At 75.2% G+C, this 23,178-nt stretch carries 6 protein-coding genes and 2 pseudogenes; 1 reads left to right on the forward strand and 7 read right to left on the reverse strand.

Annotated elements, in window-relative coordinates:
* Window positions 1-5 precede the first annotated feature (5 nt).
* The gene (locus AGRA3207_RS40040; protein ID WP_273699980.1) at window positions 6-4,859 is read left to right on the forward strand and encodes a type I polyketide synthase; all 4,854 of its coding nucleotides are present in this window, start codon (window positions 6-8) and stop codon (window positions 4,857-4,859) included.
* A 120-nt stretch (window positions 4,860-4,979) separates the two neighbouring features.
* Here the strand turns inward: AGRA3207_RS40040 and AGRA3207_RS38930 are convergent, their stop codons facing one another.
* The 7 genes and pseudogenes from AGRA3207_RS38930 to AGRA3207_RS38955 form a co-directional block, all read right to left on the reverse strand.
* Window positions 4,980-6,407 carry an NAD(P)/FAD-dependent oxidoreductase gene (locus AGRA3207_RS38930; protein WP_231332359.1) on the reverse strand — a complete coding sequence of 476 codons (1,428 nt, stop codon included), beginning with the start codon at window positions 6,405-6,407 and terminating at the stop codon, window positions 4,980-4,982.
* Window positions 6,408-6,409: 2 nt separating this feature from the next.
* Window positions 6,410-6,880, reverse strand: coding sequence for a nuclear transport factor 2 family protein (locus AGRA3207_RS38935; protein ID WP_231332360.1), 471 nt, complete (start codon window positions 6,878-6,880; stop codon window positions 6,410-6,412).
* A 36-nt stretch (window positions 6,881-6,916) separates the two neighbouring features.
* Window positions 6,917-7,378, reverse strand: coding sequence for a nuclear transport factor 2 family protein (locus AGRA3207_RS38940; RefSeq protein WP_231332361.1), 462 nt, complete (start codon window positions 7,376-7,378; stop codon window positions 6,917-6,919).
* Complete coding sequence (locus AGRA3207_RS38945) at window positions 7,332-9,053, reverse strand: SDR family NAD(P)-dependent oxidoreductase (RefSeq protein ID WP_420830933.1); 1,722 nt, start codon at window positions 9,051-9,053, stop codon at window positions 7,332-7,334. The genes AGRA3207_RS38940 and AGRA3207_RS38945 overlap by 47 nt, the downstream gene beginning before the upstream one ends.
* Window positions 9,054-9,269: 216 nt before the next feature.
* A pseudogene (locus AGRA3207_RS40450) lies at window positions 9,270-9,473 on the reverse strand (SpnB-like Rossmann fold domain-containing protein); the annotation flags it as partial.
* A 371-nt stretch (window positions 9,474-9,844) separates the two neighbouring features.
* Window positions 9,845-18,076 (reverse strand): annotated as a pseudogene (locus tag AGRA3207_RS38950) (type I polyketide synthase); the annotation flags it as partial.
* A gap of 44 nt (window positions 18,077-18,120) precedes the next feature.
* Window positions 18,121-23,013 carry a type I polyketide synthase gene (locus AGRA3207_RS38955; RefSeq protein ID WP_231332363.1) on the reverse strand — a complete coding sequence of 1,631 codons (4,893 nt, stop codon included), beginning with the start codon at window positions 23,011-23,013 and terminating at the stop codon, window positions 18,121-18,123.
* Window positions 23,014-23,178 lie beyond the last annotated feature (165 nt).

A 23,178-nucleotide genomic window follows, 5' to 3' on the forward strand; every position in this document is an offset into this window, starting at 1 on the left:
GACCGATGTCGGCCACCGAGGACAAGCTCCGCCAGTACCTCAAGCGCGTCACGCTCGACCTGGGGCAGACCCGGCAGCGGCTGCGCGACATGGAGGAGGGGCTCCGGGAGCCGGTCGCCGTCGTCGGGATGGCCTGCCGGTTCCCAGGGGGCGTGCGCTCGCCCGAGCAGCTGTGGGACCTGGTGTCGTCGGGCACGGACGCCATCGGGGAGTTCCCGGCGGACCGGGGATGGGACCTCGACGGCCTCTACCACCCCGACCCCGACCACCCCGGCACCAGCTACGTCCGCCACGGCGGGTTCCTGGACGACGCCGACCGGTTCGACGCCGGCTTCTTCTCGATCAGCCCACGCGAGGCGCCGGCCATCGACCCGCAGCAGAGGCTGCTGCTGGAGACGGCCTGGGAGGCGCTCGAACGCGCGCGGATCGACCCGGCGTCGCTGAGGGGCACACCCACCGGCGTGTACGCCGGGATCGCCACCCAGGACTACTTCTCCGGGGTGCGCGTCCCGCCGGACATCGAGGGCTATGTGACGACGGGCGGCCTCAACAGCGTCCTGTCGGGCCGCATCGCCTACACCCTCGGCCTGGAGGGGCCGGCGGTCACCGTGGACACCGCGTGCTCGGCGTCGCTGGTCGCCGTGCACCTGGCGTCCCAGGCGCTGCGGCAGGGTGAATGCTCACTCGCGCTGGCGGGCGGCGTGACCGTCCTGGCCTCCCCGACGGCGTTCGTGGAGTTCTCACGGCAGCGCGGGCTGGCCCCCGACGGACGCTGCAAATCGTTCGCGGCGTCGGCGGACGGCACCGGCTTCTCCGAGGGCGTCGGCATGGTCCTCCTGGAGCGGCTGTCGGACGCGCGCCGCAACGGGCACCGGGTGCTGGCGGTGATCCGCGGCTCGGCCGTCAACCAGGACGGCGCCAGCAACGGCCTCACGGCCCCCAGCGACGTCGCGCAGGAACGGGTCATCGGGCAGGCGCTGGCCAACGCGCGGCTGTCGCCGTCCGACGTGGACGCGGTGGAGGCGCACGGCACGGGGACGACGCTCGGCGACCCGATCGAGGCGGGCGCGCTCCAGGCGGCCTACGGGCCCGGCCGCGCCGCGGACCGGCCGCTGTGGCTCGGATCGGTGAAGTCCAACATCGGGCACACCCAGGCCGCCGCCGGCGTCGCGGGCCTGATCAAGATGGTGATGGCGATCCGGCACGGCGTCCTGCCCGCCACCCTGCACGTCGACGAGCCGACCCCGCACGTGGACTGGGACGCGGGCGGAGTGCGCCCGCTGACCGCGCCCGTGCCATGGCCGGAGACCGGCCGTGCCCGCCGGGCCGGGGTGTCGTCGTTCGGCATCTCCGGGACGAACGCGCATCTCGTCCTTGAGCAGGCGCCCGAGGACGGGGAGGACACGACCGCCGCGGGTGACCCCGGCGTGGTGCCGTGGGTGGTGTCGGCCCGCGGCCCGGAGGCGCTGCGGGAGCAGGCGCGGACGCTGGCGCGGCACGTGGCCGGCGACCCCGGCCTGGCGCCCGCGGACGTCGGATGGTCGCTGGTCGCGACGCGCTCCTCGTTCGAGCACCGGGCCGTGGTCGTCGGCGCGGACCGTGAACGGCTCCTGGCGGAGCTGGAGACGGTGTCGGCGACCGGGCACCTCACGCCGGGCAAGAGCGTCTGGCTGTTCAGCGGCCAGGGCAGCCAGCGGGCCGGGATGGGAGCCGGCCTGTACGAGCGGTTCCCGGTGTTCGCGGCCGCCTTCGACGACGTGTGCGGCCGCCTGGACCCGCGTCTGAAGGAGGTGGTCTTCTCCGGCCCGGCCGAGGAGCTGGAGCACACCACCTTCGCCCAAATGGGGTTGTTCGCCGTGCAGGTCGCGCTGGCGCGGCTGCTGGAATCGGCGGGGCTGCGCCCGGACGCCGTCGTGGGGCACTCCATCGGCGAGGTGGCCGCCGCGCACGTCGCCGGGGTGCTCGACCTGGAGGGCGCGTGCCACCTGGTCGCGGCCCGCGCCCGCCTCATGGGACGGCTGTCCGGCGGCGGGGGGATGTGGGCCGTCGAGGCCGACCCCGCCGAGGTGGAGGACGGCCTGCCCGAAGGCGTCGGCGTCGCCGCGGTGAACACCCCCGACAGCACGGTCGTGTCGGGACCGTCCGCGCTCGTGGCCGAGGTGGGGGCGTCGTGGGCGCGGCGCGGCCGCAAGGTGAAGGAGCTGCCGGTCAGCCACGCGTTCCATTCGGCGCTGATGGAGCCGATGCTCCCCGGCTTCGCCGCCGCGCTGGAGAAGGTGGCGTTCCGCCCGCCGCGCATCCCGCTGATCAGCAACATCACCGGGCTGCCCGCGGGGGACGACATCGCCACCGCGGACTACTGGGTGCGGCACGTCCGGCGGCCGGTGCTGTTCGGCCCGTCCATCGCCCGCCTCGCCGGCGAGGCGGCGCTGTTCGTCGAGCTGGGCCCCGACCCGGTGCTGACCTCGGCTGTCGAGCGGATCCTCGACGGACACGAGCCCGTGGCGGTCGCAGCGCTTGACCGCCGCCAGGACGACGCCGAGGCCCTCGCGCGGGCCCTGGGCCGCCTGCACGCCCACGGCGTCGACGTCGACTGGACGGGCTGGTTCCCCGCCGCCCGCGCGGTGGACCTGCCCACCTACGCCTTCCAACGCCGGCGCTACTGGCTCCCGGACGTCGCGGGACTCGAACCCGCGGCCGGAGTGCGGGACGAGGACGGCGGCCGGTTCTGGGCGGCGGTCGAGAGCGGTGACCTGGACGCGCTGTCCGAGACGCTGCGCCTGGACGACGACGGCCACCGGTCATCGCTGGCCGCGGTGCTCCCCGTCCTGTCCGGGTGGAGGCGCGAGCAGGCGGAGCGGTCGGCCGCGGACGCCTGGCGCCACCGGATCGGATGGCGCCGCGTCGACGCGCCCGCCGCGGGCCCGCCCGGCTTCTGGCTCCTGGTCCGCTCCGCACAGGACCAGGACCACTGGGCCGGGGACGACTGGGCCGGGCACCTCACCCGTGCCCTGGAGGGGGGAGGCGGCCGGGTCCGCGAGGTCGAGATCGACCCGCAACTCGACCGGGGCGGGCTCGCCGCGCTCCTGCGCCCCTGGATCGACGGAGACGAGCCGGTCGCGGGCGTCCTGTCGCTGCTGGCCCTCGACGAGCGCCCGCACGAGAGCCTTCCCGGGCTGGGCGCCGGGTTGTGCGGCACGCTCACGCTCGTGCAGGCGCTGGCGGACACCGGCTCGGAGGCGAGGCTGTGGTGTGCGACCCGCGGAGGGGTCGCGGTGAACGACTCCGAACCGCCGGAGTCCGCCGTCCAAGCGCAGGTCTGGGCACTCGGCCGGGTGGCGGCGCTGGAACACCCCTCCCTCTGGGGCGGCCTGCTGGACCTGCCGGGCGACCCTGAGGAGGCCGACCCGGGCCACCTGCGCGCGGTCCTCACCGGGCCGGACGGCGAGGACCAGGTGGCGCTGCGGCGCGGCGTCCTGCTGGGACGGCGCCTGCTGCCCGCCCCGCCCGGGGACACCACCGAGCAGGAGTGGGCGCCGCGGGATCCCGTCGTCGTGACCGGCGGCATGGACGGCCCGGCCCCGCATGTCGCGCGGTGGCTCGCGGAGCGCGGCTCACGGCACGTCATCCTCCTCAACCCGAGGGGCCCGGACGCCCCCGGGGCCGCGGCCCTGGTGGAGGAGCTGGCCGGGAACGGCACGGACGTGACCGTCGTCCGGGACGGCCGCCGAGCGGACCCGGCCGGGGACGCGGGCGACGCGCCGGGCACGCGCGCCGGCACCCTGGTCCATGCCCCGGCCCCCGGCGACCCGCTGCCGCTGGCGGACCTCACCCCCGCGCAGCTGGCGGCGGCGGCGGACGCCGGCCCCGGCCCCGTCGCTCAGGAGGCCGAGGAGATCGTGCTGTTCTCCTCCGTGGCGGCCGCCTGGGGGGCGAACGACCACGGGCTCCACGCGGTCGCCGGAGCGTCCCTGGACGCGCTGGCCCGCCGGACCCGGGCGGCCGGACGCCGCGCGCTCTCGGTGGCGTGGGGACCGTGGGACGTCCGGGACGGCGGCGGCGCGCCGGGCGACCTCGCGCGCCCGCACGCCGACCGCTCCCGGCGGCTCGGCATCGACCCCCTGGAACCGCGCCTGGCCTTCGCGGCGCTGGGCCGCGCGCTCGGCGGCGGGGACGGCCCGGACCTCGTGATCGCCGACGTCGCCTGGGAGCGGTTCGCGGCGCTGTTCACCCTCGCGCGCCGCAGCAGGCTCCTCGACGACCTACCCGCGGCGGCGCGGTTCGCCGACGCCGGACGCGACGACGGCGGCGGCGGCTCCGCCGAGGCCCTCGCCGCCCTGCGCGACGAGCTGGCCCCCCTCGCCGGGACGGACCGGGCGGCCGCGATGCTGACGCTGGTGCGCTCCCACGTGGCCGCCGCGCTGCGGCACGCGGAACCGGAGCAGGTGGAGGCCCACCGCGCCTTCAAGGACCTCGGGTTCGACTCGATCGTGGCGGTCGAGCTGAGGAACCGGCTGCGTGCCGCCACCGGGCTGCGGCTGCCCGCCACGCTGGTCTTCGACCACCCGACGCCGAAGGACCTGGCCGCGCACCTGCTGGCGGGGGTCCTCCCCGACACCGCGGCGTCCGCGCACCCCGCGTTCGGGCACCTGGACCGCCTGGAGTCCGCCCTGGAGGCGCTCCCTGCGGGGGACGCCCGGCGCGCCGACCTGGCGAACCGCCTGCGGACCCTGCTGTGGAAGCACGCGGACGCCGCAGGCGCGGAGGCCCCGGAGCCGGACGGAGCGGACGACCTCGACGTCGCCACCGCCGAGGAGATGTTCGCCCTCATCGACCAGGAATGGGGCGCCGGAGCCTGACACCGGCGCGGGGCCGCGTTCCGGGAGGCGACCCGGGACGCGGCCCCGGAAAGGCCGGCGTCCGCCCGCGCGCTCCAGGCGCACGGGCGGACGCGGTGACGGTGCCCTCCGGAGCAGGGGTCAGGTGGCCCCCACGATCCGGCTGGAGTCCAGGTCCACCAGGGCCATCTCCTCGGAACGCAGCGGAGGGCCGGCCAGCTCCGGGCGCAGCTCGCCCTTGTGCAGCAGGGACAGGAACCGCGCCGACCCCATCTCCGACTGCGGCGCGGACAGGCTCATGACGTCCGTCACCACCGCGCACACCTCCGGGTCGCGGATCGTCCTGGAGGTGATGAAGTCGCTGAACCGCAGCCGGTGCTCGGTGTCGGAGCCGACGAGCCGCGGGTCGGTGGTCCTGCTGCGCGAGTGCACGTAGTCGATGTCCTTGAACGCGGCCAGGATCCACGGATCGTCCACCACCGACCCGACGGCCCGCTGGATCCGCCGCGCCGCGTCCGGGGTGTACCCGTCCGCGCCCAGCCGCTCGTCCAGGATGGCGGCGGACCGCGCGGCGGAGCTCATGCCGTGCCCGTAGACCGGGTTGAACGCCGTCAGCGAGTCGCCGACGACGAGCAGCCCGTCCGGCCACTCGCCGAGCCGCTCGGGGTACAGGCGCCGGTTGGCGCCCGACCGCGACCCGTAGACGGGGGTCAGCGGCTCCACCGACCCCAGCAGGTCGGCGATGAGGGGATGCGCCAGCGTCTCCGCGAAGGGCAGGAACTCCTCCTCGCGTGTGGGCAGGTCCGCGCCGCGGGTGCACGACAGCGTCGCGATCCAGCGGCCCCCCTCGACGGGGTACACCACCCCGAACCGGCCGGGGAGCTTCACGCCCGCGTCGGAGACGATGTTGACGGCGGGGAACCCCGCCGACGCCCCGGGCGGTGCCTGGAAGATCCGGGTGGCGTACGCGATGCCCGCGTCGACCACGTCCTCCTCGACCGGGGGGACGCCCAGGTCACCGAGCCAGTGCCGCAGGCGCGAGCCGCGGCCCGTCGCGTCGACCACCAGGTCGGCCTCCAGGACGGACTCCGCGCCGCCGTCGAGGTCGCGGACGACCGCGCCGGTGACCCGGCCGCCGTCCGCCGCGAGCCCGGCGACCTCCGCGCGCTCCCGCACGGTGACGCGCCCGGCGGACAGGATCTGGTCCCGGACGACCCAGTCCAGCAGCGGGCGGGTGCACAGCAGCGCGAACTGGGTCGCGGGGAAGCGGTGCTGCCAGCCCCGGGTCGTCAGGGTGACCAGGTCCTCCTGGAAGCCGAGGCGGCGGGCGCCCAGGCCGAGCAGCCGCTCGACCGTCCCGGGCAGCATCTCCTCGATGAGGTGCGCGCCGTTCGACCACAGCAGGTGGGCGTGGCGGCCCTGCGGCACCCCCTTGCGGTGCGCGGGGGAGACGGGCAGGACGTCGCGCTCGATCACGGTGACGGCCGCGAAGTGCCGGGACAGCGCGTGGGCGGCCAGCACCCCCGCCATCCCGGCGCCCAGCACGACCGCGTGCGCCGGTCCGCCCACGGTCACGTCCCCGTCCCGTCGAGGGCGGGGACGCCGCCGGGGGCGCCGGTGCCGGCGTCCGCCTGCCCGTCCGTGTGCCCGTCCTTGTGCCCGGCCGACCCGCCGACCGCCATGTCCGTCATCCCCCAGAACGCCTGGACGCGGCGTCCCAGCCCGTCCTCGTCCAGCTCGACGATGCCGATGATGTTGAAGGTCATCACCGCGGGGACCCGGACGACGACCCGCGTCTGCGTGACCACCAGCCGGTCGTCCATCGAGGTCACCGGCGGGCCCGGCGTCTCGTGCGCCCGCGCGCCGACCGCCAGCGCGATGTGCTCGCGCAGCGCGTCCTTGCCGATCAGCGGCGGTCGCCCCACCGGATCCTCGAACACGATGTCGTCCCCGAACAGGTCGAGGACTCCGTCGATGTCGCCGGCGTTGATCCGCCGGACGTACTCCAAGGCCATCGCCTTGCGGGCCGCCTCACTGGGCATGCACACCTCCGGGACGGTCGGCCGACCTGGGTGAGGTCAGCCGACGACTTTCAGATCCGACCTTCCCCAGAACGCCTTGAGCTCCTGGACGAGGCCGTCGGGGCCGACCCGGAGCATCAGCACGTAGTAGCGCTCCAGGCGCGTGCCCTCCGGGTCGGCGGGGGGCTCCAGCCAGCCGCGTCCGGCGTAGACCGGGCCCCGGGGCAGGTAGTCCATGACGGACGTGACCGACGTCAGCACGTGCACGCCGTCCTGGCCGGCGACCGGCGCGCCGGGCACCTCCCGGGCGTGCGCGGCCACGGCCTCCTCGACGTGGGCGCGCAGCGCGTCCCGTCCCGTCCGCCGGCCCGAGCCGACCGGGTCCTCGAAGGCGACGTCGCCGGCGTACAGCGCCATCACCCCCTCCACGTCGCCGGCGCTCAGCAGCCGGCAGTGGTCGAGCACCAGGTCCTTACGGCTGCGCTCGCTGGTCAGTTTCGTCGTGAGCAGGCTCGCCAAGGCCCGTCTCCCTCCCCAGATCGCGGTCGATGAACTCGAAGATCTCTTCGGCGCTGGACGCCCCGATACGGTCGGCCACGCCTGTGGGCGCGGCGCCGTCCTGCCCGTTCCGCCCGTCGGTCCCGCCGAGGCGTTGCAGGGTGCCCCGCAGCCGCCGCGCGAGCGTCTCCCGCGCCGCCTCGTCCGCGGAGGCGAGCCGGAGCGCCTGCTCCAGCCGGTCGATCTCCGTCAGCGCCGAGGCCAGCGGGTCGGCCTCCGGCGGGTCCAGCTCGGCGAGCAGGTAGCGGGCGAGCTCGGCCGGGCCGGGATGGTCGAAGACGAGGGTGGCGGGCAGCCGCAGCCCGGTCGCCGCCGACAGCCGGTTGCGCAGCTCGACGGCGGTGAGCGAGTCGAACCCGAGCTCGCGGAACTTGAGCGCGGGGTCCAGCCCCTTGGCGGTGCCGTGGCCCAGCACCGCCATGGCGTGGGATCCGACCAGGTCCAGGACCGCGCGCTCCCGGTCCTCCTGCGCCAGGCCGCTCAGCGACCGCGCCAGGTCCGGCGCGGGCGCGCCGCCTGCCTGGGAGGCCGTGCCGCCTACGAGCCGCCGCAGGACCGCGGGCGTGTAGTACCCCTGGGCCTGGCGGCGCATCCGCGCGAGGTCGAGCCGTACCGGCGCCAGCACGGAGCCGCCGCCGGCGAGCGCGGCGTCGAACAGGGCGAGGCCCTGCTCGACGCTCAGCCCGACGACGCCCGTGCGGGCGTTGCGGGCGCGGTCGGCGTCGGTGAGCCGTCCGGCCATGCCCGTCTCCATGTCCCAGTGGCCCCATGCCAGGGACGTGCCGGGCAGCCCCAGGGCCTGCCGGTACTGGGCCAGCGCGTCGAGGAAGTTGTTGGCGGCGGCGTAGCCGCCCTGCCCGGCGCCGCCGATCAGCCCGGCGACCGAGGAGTACAGCACGAACGCCGACAGGTCCGCGTCCCGGGTCAGCTCGTGCAGGTGCCACGCCGAGTCGGCCTTGACGCGCAGCACCGCCTCGATCTGCGCGGGCTCCAGCGACGGCACCGTGCCGTCGCCGACGATCCCGGCGGCGTGGACGACCGCGGTGAGGGGATGCTCCGCGGGCACGGCGGCCAGCGCCGCGGCCAGGGCGGCGCGGTCGCCGATGTCGCAGGCGGCCAGGGTCACGTGGGCGCCGAGCCCGCTCAGCTCCTCGACCAGCGCGTCCGCGCCGGGTGCGGCGTGCCCGGTCCTGTTGAGCAGCAGGAGCCGGCGCACACCGTGCCGGGCGGCCAAATGCCGCGCGGTCTCCGCGCCGAGGGCGCCGGTCCCGCCGGTGATCAGGACGGTGCCGCCCGGGTCGAGCGGGACGGGCAGCGTGAGCACCGCCGGTCCCGCGCCGACATGCCGGGCCTGCGGCAGGCGGCGGACGTCCAGGACGGGCACCGGACCGGCCTGCGCCGCGTGGCCGTCCGAACCGGCCGCTTCCGAGAACGACCTGCCGGAAGGCAGCGTCACAAGGGTCCGTCCGTCGGCGGCGACCACCGGCCCGACCTCCCGGACGGGACCCGCGACCCGGTCGCCCGGGGCGAATCCGCCGGCGTCCGGTCCCACTTCGGTGACGACGCCCGCGCCGTCACCGCCGACGGGCCCGGGGCCGCCGTCGAGGTCGCGGACGCCGACGGCGCGCAGCGCCACACGCACCTCGCCTGGGCCAAGCACGCGTTCCGCCTCGGCCGCCTCCGCCGCGGGCTCCGCGAGGACGACGCCGCCGTCGCGGCCGGTCCGCTCCAGCCGCCAGTGACCGGCGTCCTCTGGCGGGACGAGGCGCCCGCCGGGGTCGTCGCGGACGAGCCGGGGCAGATACGCCCGGCCGTCGCGGAGCGCCACCTGGGGTTCGCCGGACGCCAGCACCGCGGGCACCGCCTGGAACGAGGCGTCCGACCCGTCCACGTCGAGCAGGGTGAGCCGGTCGGGATACTCCGACTGCGCGCTGCGCCCCAGCCCCCAGAGCGCCGCCGCGGGCAGGTCGTCGACGGCGTCGCCGGGGCGGACCGCGGCCGCCCCCGGGTGACGAGGACCAGCCGGGCGGCCTCGAACTCGGGCGCGCCGAACCACTCCTGGAGCAGTGCCAGCGCCGTGGTGGCGGCCCGGCGGCTCTGCTCGGCGACGCCGTCCGCGTCCGCCGGGGCGGTGAGGACGGCGACGACGACTTCCGGGTGCCGCGTCCCGTCGGCGGCGGCCGCGCGGAGCGCCTCCAGGCCGGGTGCGGACGAGGCGCCGGTCATCGCGGCGGCCAGCCCGGCGGCCGTCGGGTCGCCGTCGGGGACGACGGCCGCCGCCGGGGCCGCGGGCGCGTCCGCCGGGATCGGCAGGGGCGTCCAGCCGAGCTGGAAGAGGGCGTCCCGCTCCGCCGACCGCCCAGGGTCCAGCCGCCCCGCCGGCACCGGCCGGACGGTCACGCTCTCCAGGTCGGCGACGGGACGGCCGAACGGGTCGGCGGCGGTCACCGACAGCTCGTCGGCCGAGGTCCGGGAGATCCGCACGCGCAGCCGGCCGGCGCCGGTGGCGTGCAGGCGCAGCCCGCTCCAGGAGAAGGGCAGGAGGATCTCGTCCGGCTCCTCCGAGGACGCGGTGACGTCGAGGATGAGGGCGTGCAGGGCACCGTCCAGGAGGACGGGGTGGAGGCCGTAGTCGGCGGCGCGCGGGCGTTCCTGGTCGGGAAGCGCCACCTCGGCGTAGATGTCCTCGCCCACCTTCCACGCGGCGGTCAGGGACCGGGAGGCCGGGCCGTAGCCGTAGCCGCGCCCGGCGAGATCCGGGTAGGGGTCGCCGGCGGTGATCGGCACGGCGCCCGGAGGCGGCCACGCGCCGCCGAGGCCGGAGGCGGGCGCCTCCGGTGGCAGTGACGCCAGCGCGCCGGTCGCGTGCCGCGTCCAGGCGGACTCACCGGCGGCCGGCGCCGGCCGCGAGTGGACGGCCAGGGGGCGCCGGCCCGTCTCGTCGGCGGCGCCGACCGTCACCTGGAGGTCCAGGGCGTCGGCGTCCGGGACCGCCAGCGGCGTGTGGACGGTGAGCTCGGCGACGTGGTCGCATCCGGCGCGCGCGGCCGCGTGCAGGGCGAGCTCGACGAACGCGGTACCCGGCAGGAGCACGCTGTCCGCGACCCTGTGCTCGGCCACCCAGGCGTGGGACCGCCGGGTGAGCCGTCCCGTGAGCAGCAGCGTCCCCCCGTCCGCGGGCTCCACGGCCGCGCCCAGCAGCGGGTGCCCCGCCGAGTCCAGCCCGAGCGCCGACGGCTCGCCGCTGCCGCGGTCCCTGACCTCCAGCCAGTAGCGCTCGCGCTGGAAGGCGTAGGTCGGCAGCGGCACGGTCCGCGGCTCCGGGTCCGCGGGGAACCACCCGGTCCAGTCGACCCCGGCGCCCGCCGTGAAGGCGTGGCCCGCCGCCCGCGCCATCTGCCGCGGACCGCCGTCGTCGCGGCGGAGGGTGGGGATGGTGACGGCGTGGGTGCCGGTGTGGTCGAAGGTCTCTTGCATTCCGATGGTGAGGACGGGGTGGGGGCTTGCTTCGATGAAGATGCGGTGGCCGTCGTGGAGGAGCGCGCCGATCGTGTCGGCGAACCGGACCGGCTGGCGCAGGTTGGTGATCCAGTACCCCGTGTCGAGGGTGGTGGTGTCGGTGCGGGTTGCGGTGACGGCGGAGTAGTAGGCGACTGGTGCGCGGGTGGGGGTGATGTCTGCCAGCTGGGTGGTGAGGGTGGTGGTGAGCTGGTCGATTTGGGGGCCGTGGGAGGCGTAGTCGACGTCGATGAGCCGGGCGCGTAGTCCTTGTTCCTGGGCGGTTTGGACGAGGGCGGCCAGGGGTTCGGGTGGTCCGGAGATGACGGTGGAGGACGGGCCGTTGACGGCGGCGATCACGACGCCGTCGCGGTCGCCGATCAGCTCTGCGGCCTGGTCGGCTCCCATGCCCAGGGAGGCCATCGTCCCCTTGCCGGACAGCGCGCGTAGGGCCCGCGCCCGGACGGCGACGATTTTGGCGGCGTCTTCGAGGGTGAGGGCACCGGCGACGCAGGCGGCGGCGATCTCGCCTTGGGAGTGCCCGATGACTGCGGCGGGCCGTACGCCGTGGTGCTCCCAGAGGGCGGCCAGTGAGACCATCACCGCCCACAGCACGGGCTGGAGCACGTCCACCTGATCCAGCGGTGACCCGTCGCTGCGCAGTACCTCGGTCAGGGACCAGTCGACGTGGGGTCGCAGTGCCTCTTCGCATTCGGCGATGCGGGCGGCGAACACCGGTGAGGTTTCCAGGAGTTCGGCGCCCATCCCGGCCCACTGCGAACCCTGGCCCGGGAACACCAGTACCGGTCCCGACCCGGACGGGTCGGCCGTCCCGGTGACGAGGTCCGTGTGCGCACCGCCCTGCGCGAGGGCGTCGAGGCGTTCCAGCAGCTCGTCGCGGTCATGGCCGACCATCACGGCCCGATGCTCGAACACCGACCGTGTCCTGATCAGCGACCAGCCGACATCCGCTGCCGAAGGCTCCGTGTCGGCGGCGATCCGCTCGGCCAGGACCCGCGCTTGGGCGCGCAGCGCCTCCGCGCTCCGTGCGGAGACGACCCAGGGCGTGACCGCGTCCGTGCGCGGCGTCGTGTCCGCCGATGGCGGGGTGCTCGTCGAAGGTTCGGTCTCGGGTTCGGGTTCGGGTGCTTGTTCGAGGATGAGGTGGGCGTTGGTGCCGGAGATGCCGAAGGCGGAGATGGCGGCGCGGCGGGGGCGGGGGTGTGCGGGCCAGGGGGTGGGCTGGGTGAGGAGGTGCAGGGTGGTGGTGTTCCAGTTGATGTGGTGGCTGGGCTGGTCGATGTGGAGGGTTTTGGGCAGGAGGCGGTGGTGGAGGGCTTGGGTCATTTTGATGATGCCGGCGATGCCGGCGGCGGCTTGGGTGTGGCCGATGTTGGATTTGACCGAGCCGAGGTAGAGGGGGTGGGTGGTGGGGCGGTTGTGGGTGTAGGTGGTTTGGAGTGCGTGGGCTTCGATGGGGTCGCCGAGGGTGGTGCCGGTGCCGTGGGCTTCGATGGCGTCGATGTCGTGGGGGGTGAGGTGGGCGGTGGTGAGGGCTTGGCGGATGACGCGTTCTTGGGCGGGTCCGTTGGGTGCGGTGAGTCCGTTGCTGGTGCCGTCTTGGTTGACGGCGGTGGAGCGGATGATGGCGTGGATGTGGTGGTGGTTGCGCTGGGCGTCGGTGAGGCGTTCCAGGAGGATGAGGCCGGCTCCTTCGCCCCATCCGGTGCCGTCGGCGGCGTCGGCGAAGGGTTTGCAGCGTCCGTCGGGGGCCAGTCCGCGCTGGCGGGAGAATTCGGTGAAGGCGCCGGGGGTGGCCATGACGGTGGCTCCTCCGGCCAGCGCCAGTGAGCAGTCACCATCCCGCAACGCCTGCACCGCCAGATGGGTGGCGACGAGGGACGACGAGCATCCGGTGTCGACGGTCAGCGCCGGACCCTCCAGCCCGAACGCGTAGGAGATCCGGCCGGTGGCCACGCAGCCGAGGCTGCCGGTCCCGACGTATCCCTCCACCTCGCTCGCCGCCTGGGCGAGCAGCGAGGCGTAGTCGTAGATCGTCAGCCCGGCGAAGACGCCGGTGTCGCTGCCGTCCAGGGCCTCGCGGGTGAGCCCGGCCCGCTCGAACGCCTCCCACGCCACCTCCAGCAGCAGCCGCTGCTGCGGGTCCATCGCCACGGCCTCACGCGGGCTGATCCCGAAGAACCCCGCATCGAAGTCGCCCACGTCGTACAGGAAGCCGCCCTCGCGGACGTACGACGTCCCGGGACGGTCGGGGTCCGGGTCGAAGAGCCCGTCCAGGTCCCAGCCGCGGTCCTCGGGGAACGGGCCCATCGCGTCCCGCTCCGCGACCAGCAGGTCCCAGAGCTGCTCGGGGGTACGGACGTCCCCGGGGAACCGGCACGCCATCCCGATGATCGCGATCGGCTCGTCGCCCCCGGCGACCACCACCCGGGGGCGCTCGGCGGCGGCCTGCCGCCCGCCGGACAGCTCCGACAGGAGGTGGTCGGCGAGCTCCAGGGGCGTGGGGTGGTCGAAGAGGATCGTGGTGGGGAGCCGGAGCCCGGTCGTGGCGTTGAGCTGGTTGCGGACCTGCACGGCGGTGAGCGAGTCGAAGCCCAGCTCCTGGAACGGCTTGGACGCCGGGATCGCGTCCGCGCCGGTGTGGCCGATGGCCGCGGCGGCCTGCTGCCGGACGTGGTTCAGCAGGATCTGCCGCCGCTGCTCCGGCGTCGCGCCGTCGAGCTCCTGCGTCAGCGGGGTGGTCTCCCCGGCCGGGCCCGAGGACGGGCCGGCGACCGGCTCGGCGTTCTCCGGGAGGTCGCCGAGCAGCGGGCTCGGCCGCTGCGCGGTGAACGTGGGCCAGAACCGGTCCCAGTCGATGTTGGCGACCGTGGTCGTGGCCGTCCCGGCGGCGACCGCCTGGAACAGGGACGTGAGGGCGAGGTCGGCGGAGAGCGGGTGCAGGCCGAAGCGGCTGAAGAACGCCAGCGAGTCCTGGTCGGCGGCCATGCCCGCCTGGCTCCAGGGCCCCCAGGCGACGGAGGTGGCGGGCAGGCCCTGGGCGCGGCGGTGCTCGGCGAGGGCGTCGAGGTGGCTGTTGGCGGCGGCGTAGGCGGCTTGCTGGCCGCTGCCCCAGGTCGCGGCACCCGAGGAGAAGAGTACGAACGCCGACAGGTCCATATGCCGGGTCAGTTCGTGCAGGTGCTGCGCCGCATGCGACTTCGGCCGCAGCACCTCGTCGAGCGCCTGCGGGTCGAGATCGTTGATGGCGATGTAGTTCGGCACGCCCGCGGCGTGCACCACCGCGCCGAGCGGATGCTCGGACGGGATCTCCGCGAGGAGCCGCCGCACCGCCTCACGGTCGGAGACGTCGCAGGCCGCGATGGTCACGGCGGTGCCGAGCGCGGTCAGCTCGGCGGCCAGTTCCGACGCCCCGGGAGCGTCGGCGCCTCGGCGGCCGGCCAGGAGCAGGCGAGGCGCGCCCGCCGCGGCGAGCCGCCGGGCCAGCAGCGCGCCGATGCCACCCGTCCCGCCGGTGATCAGAGTGGTGCCATCGGGGCTCCACTCGCCGGGCAGCGGGGCCGGGGGCGCGTGGCCCAGCCGGCGGGCCCAGACGGCCGTGGCCCGGACGGCGGCCTGGTCCTCGGGCTGCCCGGGGGAGAGCAGCCCCGCCAGGCGCGCGACGGTGTGGTGGTCGATCGTCGCGGGCAGGTCGATCAGCCCGCCCCACGTCCTCGGATGCTCCAGGGCGGCGACCCGGCCGAAGCCCCACACCTGCGCCTGTGCCGGGCTCAGCAGCGGATCGCCCGGGCCGGTCGAGACCGCGCCCTGGGTGAGGGTGTACAGGGGGGCGGTGAGATCGGCGTCGCCGAGCGCCTGCACGAGGGCGGTGGTGGCCGCGAGCCCGGCGGGCACCGCGGCATGCCCGGGGCGCGCCTCCTCGTCCAGGCCGAGGAGGTTGACGACACCCTCCAGCGCCGTGTCGCCGGAGAACCGCCCGAGCAGGGCGGCGAGGGAGTCGCGGTCGGCCTCGCGGGTGTCGACGAGCTGGAGTTCGGCGGTGGCACCCTGGGCGCGCAGGGCCCGGACGGTGGTGCGCACCGCCGAATGGTCCGGGTGCGCGGCGGGGGCGAGCAGCAGCCACGTCCCGGCCAGGCCCGCGGCCGCGGCGTCGGGAAGATGTTTCCAGGTGACGTGGTAACGCCACGAGTCCATGGTGGCCCGCTCGCGCTGCTCGCGCCGCCACGCCGACAGGACGGGCAGCGCGGGACGGAGCACGCCGGTGGTCTCGGGGTCGTCCTCCACCTGCAGCACACCGGACACCGCGTCGACGTCGAGGTCCTCGATCGCCTGCCAGAGCCGCGCCTCGGCCGGGGCGTGCCCGTTGCCGTTGCCGTTCCCGTTCGACGCGGCGGGAGGCTCCAGCCAGTAGTGCCGGCGCTGGAAGGCATAGGTGGCCAGGTCCACGACCTTGGGAGGCGGGTCGGTGCGGAACCAGCCGTCCCAGTCCACGGCGACACCGCTGACGAAGACCTCGCCCAGCGACCGGAGCACCTGGACGAGACCGCCGTCGTCGCGGCGGAGGGTGGGGATGGTGACGGCGTGGGTGCAGGTGTGGTCGAAGGTCTCTTGCATTCCGATGGTGAGGACGGGGTGGGGGCTTGCTTCGATGAAGATGCGGTGGCCGTCGTGGAGGAGCGCGCCGATCGTGTCGGCGAACCGGACCGGCTGGCGCAGGTTGGTGATCCAGTACCCCGTGTCGAGGGTGGTGGTGTCGGTGCGGGTTGCGGTGACGGCGGAGTAGTAGGCGATTGGTGCGCGGGTGGGGGTGATGTCTGCCAGCTGGGTGGTGAGGGTGGTGGTGAGCTGGTCGATCTGGGGGCCGTGGGAGGCGTAGTCGACGTCGATGAGCCGGGCGCGCAGTCCCTGGGCTTGGGCGGCTTCGACGAGGGCGGCGAGCGGTTCTGTCGGGCCGGAGATGACGGTGGAGGACGGGCCGTTGATAGCGGCGACCACGACGCCTTCGGTGTCGGCGCCGAGCTCGGCGATGAGCCTGGTGGTCGCCTCCTCGCCCGCGCCCAGGGAGGCCATCGTCCCCTTGCCGGACAGCGCGCGTAGTGCCCGGGCACGGACGGCGACGATCTTCGCGGCGTCTTCGACAGTGAGGGCGCCGGCGACGCAGGCGGCGGCGATCTCGCCCTGCGAGTGCCCGACGACTGCGGCGGGCCGTACGCCGTGGTGCTCCCAGAGAGCGGCCAGTGAGACCATTACCGCCCACAGCACGGGCTGGAGCACGTCCACCCGGTCCAGTGAGTCTACGTCACCACGGAGGACTTCGGTCAGGGACCAGTCGACGTGGGGTCGCAGGGCCTCCTCGCATTCGGCGATGCGGGCGGCGAACACCGGTGAGGTTTCCAGGAGTTCGGCGCCCATCCCGGCCCATTGGGAACCCTGCCCGGGGAACACCAGCACCGGCCCCGGCCCGGTCGGACGCGCCTCTCCCGTCGTCACCGCCGGGTGCGCCTCGCCGCGCGCGAGGGCCTGCACGCCCGCCAGAAGCGTGTCCTGATCCTCACCGGTCACCACGGCGCGGTGCTCGAACACCGACCGCGTCTTGACCAGCGACCACCCGATGTCGACGCCGGACGGCTCCGGGGCGGTGGTCGCGCGCGCGGCCAGCGCCCTGGCCTGCCCCCGGAGCGCCTCGGCGCTGTGACCGGAGACGACCCACGGCGTCGGCCCCCGGACCTCCGCGGACGGCTCCGCGACGTCCTGGTCCGGTGCTTGTTCGAGGATGAGGTGGGCGTTGGTGCCGGAGATGCCGAAGGCGGAGATGGCGGCGCGGCGGGGGCGGGGGTGTGCGGGCCAGGGGGTGGGCTGGGTGAGGAGGTGCAGGGTGGTGGTGTTCCAGTTGATGTGGTGGCTGGGCTGGTCGATGTGGAGGGTTTTGGGCAGGAGGCGGTGGTGGAGGGCTTGGGTCATTTTGATGATGCCGGCGATGCCGGCGGCGGCTTGGGTGTGGCCGATGTTGGATTTGACCGAGCCGAGGTAGAGGGGGTGGGTGGTGGGGCGGTTGTGGGTGTAGGTGGTTTGGAGTGCGTGGGCTTCGATGGGGTCGCCGAGGGTGGTGCCGGTGCCGTGGGCTTCGATGGCGTCGATGTCGTGGGGGGTGAGGTGGGCGGTGGTGAGGGCTTGGCGGATGACGCGTTCTTGGGCGGGTCCGTTGGGTGCGGTGAGTCCGTTGCTGGTGCCGTCTTGGTTGACGGCGGTGGAGCGGATGATGGCGTGGATGTGGTGGTGGTTGCGCTGGGCGTCGGTGAGGCGTTCCAGGAGGATGAGGCCGGCTCCTTCGCCCCATCCGGTGCCGTCGGCGGCGTCGGCGAAGGGTTTGCAGCGTCCGTCGGGGGCCAGTCCGCGCTGGCGGGAGAATTCGGTGAAGGCGCCGGGGGTGGCCATGACGGTGGCTCCTCCGGCCAGCGCCAGTGAGCAGTCACCATCCCGCAACGCCTGCACCGCCAGATGGACCGAGACCAGCGATGACGAACAGGCGGTGTCCACCGTCACCGCGGGCCCTTGCAGCCCGAAGGTGTAGGCCACGCGGCCGGACGCGACACTGCCGAGGCTGCCGGTTCCGATGTAGCCCTCGACCTCGCTGGCGGTCTGGGGGATCAGGGTCGTGTAGTCGTATCCGCTGATCCCCGCGAAGACGCCGGTGTCGCTGCCGTCCAGGGCCTCGCGGGTGAGCCCGGCCCGCTCGAACGCCTCCCACGCCACCTCCAGCAGCAGCCGCTGCTGCGGGTCCATCGCCACGGCCTCACGCGGGCTGATCCCGAAGAACCCCGCATCGAACTCGCCCACGTCATAGACGAAGCCGCCCTCGCGGACATAGGATGTCCCCGGGTTCTCGGGATCGGGGTGATAAAGCGCCTGGAGGTCCCAGCCGCGGTCGGTGGGGAACCCCGAGATCGCGTCGGTGCCCTCGGACACGACCCGCCAGAGGTCCTCCGGGGAGCGCACACCGCCGGGATAGCGGCAGGCCATGCCCACGATCGCGATCGGCTCGGCGACGGCGGACTCGGCCTTGAGCAGCCGTTCGCGCGTCTCCCGCAACTCCGCGGTGACCCACTTGAGGTTCTCGAGAAGCTTCTCCTCGTTCGACATCTATCGCAGGCTCCTTGACGTGGAACGGGTGGTGGCCACCGGCGTCACGACTTCCCGAACTCGGTGGAGATGACGTCGAAGATGTCCTCCGCCGTCGCCGTTTCAAGATCTTGGTGGCGGTCCGGCCGGCCGGTCCCGCCCTCGGTCCAGCGGGCGAGCAGGGCACGCATCCGCAGCCCGATCCGGCGCCGGGCCGCCTCGTCGGCCTCGTCCGCGGCCCAGGCCGCCTCCCACCGGTCGAGCTCGGCCATGACCGTGTCCTCGGTGGGCGTGTCGTCGGCGACGAGCCGCCCGTGCAGGTGGCTCGCCAGCTCCTGCGGCGTCGGGTGGTCGAAGACCAGCGTGGTGGGGAGCCGGAGGCCGGTCGCGGCGTTGAGCTGGTTGCGGAGCTGGACGGCCGACAGCGAGTCGAAGCCCAGCTCCTGGAATGGTCTGCCGGGAGGGACGGCGTCCGGTGAGGGCAGCCCGACGGCCGCGGCCGCCTGGGCCTGGACGTGCCCGAGCAGCGCCCGCATCCGCTGGCCGGGCGGCAGGCCGGTGAGCTCCTCGACGAGCGGGGTCGCGGACGCCGCGCCGTCCGCACCGGCGGACGGGTCGTTCTCGGGAAGGTCGTCCAGCAGCGGCGCGGGACGCTGGGCCGTGAAGGTGGGCGTGAACCGCTCCCAGTCGATGTCGGCGACGGTCAGGGTCGTGGCGCCCTGGCTCACCGCCTGGTGGAGCGCCCTGATCGCCAGGTCGGGCGGAACGGGGTGCAGGCCGAAACGGCTGAAGAACGCCAGGGACGCGTCGTCGGACGCCATGCCGACCTCACCCCACGCCCCCCAGGCGACGGAGGTGGCGGGCAGGCCCTGGGCGCGGCGGTGCTCGGCGAGGGCGTCGAGGTGGCTGTTGGCGGCGGCGTAGGCGGCCTGCTGGCCGCTGCCCCAGGTCGCGGCGCCCGAGGAGAACAGCACGAACGCCGACAGGTCCATGTGCCGGGTCAGCTCGTGCAGGTGCTGCGCCGCATGCGACTTCGGCCGCAGCACCTCGTCGAGGGCGCGGGGCGTGAGGTCGGCGACGGGCGCGTAGGTGGACACCCCGGCGGCGTGGACGACGGCGGTCAGCGGCAGGTCCGCGGGAATCCCGTCCAGGACCCCCCGCACCGCCTCGCGGTCCCCGGCGTCGCAGGCCGCGATGGTCACGGCGGTGCCGAGCGCCTTCAGCTCGGCGGCCAGCTCCGGCGCCCCGGGCGCGTCGGCGCCACGGCGGCTGGTCAGGACGAGGTGCGGGGCCCCCTCGCGGGCCAGCCAGAGGGCGAGCCGCGCGCCGATGCCGCCCGTCCCGCCGGTGACCAGGGTGGTCCCGGCCGGCCGCCAGGCGGCCGCCGGGTCCGGCTCCTGCGGGGGCGCGTGGACGAGGCGCCGCGCCCAGGCGGCCGCCGAGCGGATCGCGACCTGGTCCTCGGGCGGCCCCGCGGCGAGCACGGCGGCGAACCGGGCCGGGGTGCCCGCGTCCGGCGCGGCCGGCAGGTCGATCAGCCCGCCCCACGTCCTCGGATGCTCCAGGGCGGCGACCCGGCCGAGCCCCCACACCTGCGCCTGCGCGGGGCTCACCGGCGCGTCGGCGGCGTTCACGGCCACCGCGCCCTGGGTGACGCACCACAGCGGCGCGGTGATCGCGGCGTCGCCCAGCGCCTGGACCAGCGCGGTGGTGGCGGCCAGGCCGTTCGGGACGGCGGGATGCCCCGCGTGCGGCGTCTCGTCCAGGCCCAGCAGGCTGACGACGCCGGCGGGCGGCGGACCGGCGGCCAGATCCGCGAGCCGCCGCGCCAGCGGGCCCCGCTCGGTCTCGTCGCAGACGGCGACCACCGCGCGGTCTCCAAGGGCCTCGGCGACCGTCCGGGCGGCGGATCCCTCGGCGTGCGCCGCCGGTACCAGCAGCAGCCAGGTGCCGGACGGTGTCCGCGTCTTCGCCTCCTCCAGCCTCGTCCAGGTGACCCGGTAGCGGCAGGCGTCCACCGTGCGCTGCTCGCGGTGCTCGCGCCGCCACGCCGACAGCACCGGCAGCGCCGGTCCGATCGCGCCCGCCGCCGCGCCGTCGCCGTTCAGCCGCAGCGCCGCGGCCACCGCCTCCGGATCGCCGTCCTCGACCGCCTTCCACAGCCGCGCCTCGGCCGCGTCGTGGCCGCCGCCACCCGCCGCGCCCGGGGGAGCGTGCTCCACCCAGTACCGCCGCCGCTGGAACGCGTACGTCGGCAGGTCCACCGTGGGGGGAGGCGGATCGGAGGGGAACCAGGTCGTCCAGTCCACCTCCACGCCCGCGGCGAACGCCTGGCCCGCGGCGCGCGCGACCTGGACGGGACCGCCGTGCGAACGGCGCAGCGTCGGCACCGTGACCGCCTGGACGTCCGCGAGCTCGAAGCACTCCTGCATCCCCGCCGACAGGACGGGATGGCTGCTGGCCTCGATGAAGACGCGGTGGCCGTCGTCGAGGAGCGCGCCGACGGCGTCCGCGAACCGGACGGGCCGGCGCAGGTTGGTGATCCAGTACTGGGTGTCGAGGGTGGTGGTGTCGACGCGGGTCCCGGTGACGGCGGAGTAGTAGGCGACCGGCGCGCGGGACGGGGCGACGCCTGCCAGTCCGGTGGTGAGGGTGTCGGTGAGCTGGTCGATCTGGGGGCCGTGGGAGGCGTAGTCGACGTCGATGAGCCGGGCGCGCAGTCCCTGGGCTTGGGCGGCTTCGACGAGGGCGGCGAGCGGTTCTGTCGGGCCGGAGATGACGGTGGAGGACGGGCCGTTGACGGCGGCGATCACGACGCCGTCGCGGTCGCCGATCAGCTCTGCGGCCTGGTCGGCTCCCATGCCCAGGGAGGCCATCGTCCCCTTGCCGGACAGCGCGCGTAGGGCCCGGGCCCGCACGGCGACGATTTTGGCGGCGTCTTCGAGGGTGAGGGCACCGGCGACGCAGGCGGCGGCGATTTCTCCTTGGGAGTGTCCGACGACTGCGGCGGGCCGTACGCCGTGGTGCTCCCAGAGGGCGGCCAGTGAGACCATCACCGCCCACAGCACGGGCTGGACGACGTCCACCCGGCTCAGCGGCGACCCGTCACCGCGGAGGACCTCGGTCAGGGACCAGTCGACGTGGGGTCGCAGCGCCCCCTCGCACTCGGCGATCCGAGCGGCGAACACCGGCGAGGAACCCAGCAGGTCCGCGCCCATCCCCGCCCACTGCGACCCCTGGCCCGGGAACACCAGCACCGGACCCGGGCCGACCTCGCCGGCCGTGCCCGACACCAGGTCCGGATGGGCCTCGCCCCGGGCCAGCGCGCCGAGCGCGGCGCCGGGGTCGGGGCCCACGGCGACGGCACGGTGCCCGAACGCCGAGCGGGTCGTCACCAGCGACCAGGCCACGGCGACCGGATCGGCCGCAGGGCTCTCGCACAGCCGCCGGGCCTGGGCCCGCAACGCGGCCTCGCCGTGCGCGGACACCACCCACGGCACCGCCCCCGCCCCCTCCGGGGATGCGGGCTCCGGGGACGCGCCTTGCGGGGAGGCCGCGCCGATCGCGTCGGCGGGGGCCTCCTCCAGGATCAGATGCGCGTTCGTGCCGGAGAAGCCGAACGACGACACCCCGGCGCGGCGCGGACGCCCGCCCGCGGGCCAGGGCACCGCCTCGGTGAGCAGCCGCAGGCCGCCGGCGTCCCAGTCCACATGGGGGGACGGCTCGGCCGCGTGCAGCGTGGCGGGCAGCAGCCCGTGCCCGAGCGCCAGCACCATCTTGATCACGCCGGCGACGCCCGCGGTGATCTGGGTGTGCCCGATGTTGGACTTGACCGACCCGAGCCACAGCGGACGCCCGTCCGGGCGGTCCGCGCCGTACGTCGCCAGCAGGGCGCCCGCCTCGATCGGATCGCCGAGGGTGGTGCCGGTGCCATGCGCCTCGACCGCGTCCACGCCCGAGGGCGCGAGCCGCGCGTCCGCGAGGGCCTGGCGGATCACCCGCTCCTGCGCGGGGCCGTTGGGCGCGGTGAGCCCGTTGCTCGCGCCGTCCTGGTTGACGGCCGACCCCCGGACGACCGCGAGGATCCTGCGGCCGTTGCGGCGCGCGTCCGAGAGCCGCTCCAGGAGGACCATGCCCGTGCCCTCGGACAGGGTCATCCCGTCCGCCCGCGCCGAGAAGGGCTTGGACCGGCCGTCCGGGGCCAGGCCGCCCAGCTCGCTGAACCCGATCAGCGGGGCGGGGGACGCCATCACGTACGCGCCGCCCGCCAGCGCCAGGGCGCACTCGCCCCTGCGCAGCGCCTGGGCCGCCAGGTGGATCGCCACCAGCGAGGACGAGCACGCGGTGTCGAGCGTGACCGCCGGCCCTTCCAGGCCGAGGGCGTAGGAGATGCGGCCGGAGGTGATGCTGGCGGAGTTCCCGGTCGTGAAGAAGCCCGCCGCGCCCGCGGGGATCTTGGCGTCCCCGAGGGTGTAGTCGAGGCCGTCGCAGCCGACGAAGGCCCCGGTCGGCGTGCCCCGCAGCGACCCCGGCGGGATGCGGGCGTGCTCGATGGCCTCCCACGCCGTCTCCAGGGCCAGCCGCTGCTGGGGCGCCATCCCGACGGCCTCGCCCGGGCCGATGCCGAAGAAGGCCGCGTCGAAGTCGCCCGCGTCGTGGACGAAGCCTCCCCGGCGGACGTAGGTGGTGCCGAGGTGCTCGGGATCGGGGTGGTAGAGCGCCTCCAGGTCCCACCCCCGGTCGCCGGGCAGCTCCACGACCGCGTCGCGGCCGCCGGCCACCACGTCCCACAGGTCCCGCGGGGAGGCCACGCCGCCCGGCAGCCGGCACGCCATCCCGATGACCGCGATCGGCTCGTGCGCCGCGGCCTCGCCGTCGGCCAGCCGCCGCCGGGCCTCGCGCAGGTCCCCGGTGACGCGCTTGAGGTAGGCAAGGAGTTTCTCTTCGTTGTTCGCCATCGGTGGCCGCGGCCGCTCCTCTCCGCGAGAACGGGCGCGCTTGACCACGCCCGTTCTGGAGCATCGACGGCGCCGCTAAAGCACTGCTAATCCCTCGGCGGCCGACAATGTGCGGTGACCGCGCCCGCCTTCTGGCGGCGCGCGCGATTAGCGCGGGACTAGGGC

The organism is Actinomadura graeca (assembly GCF_019175365.1).
GTDB lineage: Bacteria > Actinomycetota > Actinomycetes > Streptosporangiales > Streptosporangiaceae > Spirillospora > Spirillospora graeca.